The organism is Paenibacillus sp. 01T422 (genome assembly GCF_056398785.1).
Window position 1 is genome coordinate 1 of the sequence record NZ_JBFTQB010001186.1, and the last position, 1,537, is coordinate 1,537.

Below are 1,537 nucleotides of genomic sequence, written 5' to 3' on the forward strand. Positions count from 1 at the left end.
CTTGGATGCTGCTTCATTGTACTCTTATACATCGTCTTGGCAACTGATGGTTTTCCAGCTCTTTGCGCGATTTCTGCAAGGGCCAAATCCACTTTCCATTCCCCTATTTCGTGTTCTGGAGAAACCATACTACGGAAGGAGTGGAAGGCTTCTCTCGCTCTTCTCAAACTTGCTTCTGCTTCTGTATAAAGCTGATCAGCTTGCTTCATACGAACTTGTGCTATCATGTAATGGGCATCCGGGAAGTCTGATTGATGGGTCAGAGCTTTTGTACTATACATCAGTGCATGCCCCCAATCCTTGCGATGATAACTTATTTCCATCAAATATTTATATACGTCAAGCAGCCTGCCAAAAAGGGGCTGAGACAAGGCTCTGCGTTCTGCTTCAAGAAGCGCCTCTATCGCTTCCTGCTCGTTGCCTGCCCCGAGCAGATCACGTCCTAGATACAACCATGCCGCGGGATTATCAGGCTCTTCCAGGACCATAAGTCGCAGCAACTTGAGATTTCGTTCCATTTTCTGTTTGCTCTTCATGACCGTTGGTTCATACCCATCATGCAGCACTCTTATTTTCACCTTAAAGCGATGTGCTTCAAGATTATAAATACCCGATTGTGTGCCCACTTGCTCATGAACCCGCCCCCAATACTGAAGTCCTTTTCCTAAAGGGAATAAGCGAGCCTGTGAGAAATTGTGTTTTACGTGATTTTGGATGGAGTTAATTTGCCATAAGCATAATATGGAGGGGACTGTCGTGTCATGATAAAGGCCGACTGCTTCACGCACAGCTTCCACATCTTCTTTGACCAAATATTCATCGGCATCTATCCAAAATACCCAATCCGAACTCATGTGTCGAAGACCTTCATTTCTCGCAGCGGCAAAATCATCCACCCAAACATAAGGAATAATCTTGACATTAGGATAATTCGAAGCAATCTCAGCCGTCCTGTCCGAAGAGCAATCAATAATAATAATCTCATCAACGGCACCTTGCAGTGAATTCAAACAACGTTCAATCGTGTTCTCCATGTTGTAGGTAATTATTCCAGCGGACACGGTTACTCTTCTTGCATGGAGAAGTCCTTCTATATCTACCCTCTCATCACCAGCAGGGATTTCCTTGAGTGCGTCTAATACCGGCACAACCCATGTCGCTTCAGGATCAAGCAGCCAGGCACGATAAAATGCCTTCGTCGCTGCGCTTCCATAGCCCTGATGCATGAGAGTTTCCCCTAGATATACCCAGTTTTGCGCTTCTAGAGAATTAGCACGAATCCGCTCTTTGGCTGCGAGTTCTGCTGCTTTGTAATCCTTCTGTTTCAAAAGTTCAACAACTGATTGTTCCACTTTTTTCATAATCAATTAGGCAGGTCCTAACGATTGATAAGGGATTTTATACACAACTTTACCATTATCGAATGTAAGGACAACTGTCGTACTTGTATTTTGTGGGAAATCAACACCTTGAACAATTGCCATACCGCTTCCAAATTGTTCATTGATGATAAAATGATAATCAGATTCTGTAGAAG

General features: G+C 44.0%; 1 protein-coding gene. It reads right to left on the minus strand.

Annotated features, from left to right (window positions below):
• A partial coding sequence (locus AC1DUA_RS36995; protein WP_477504467.1) for a glycosyltransferase occupies nucleotides 1–1,361 on the minus strand: 1,361 nt, incomplete at its 3' end.
• Between the last annotated feature and the right edge of the window lie 176 nt (nucleotides 1,362–1,537).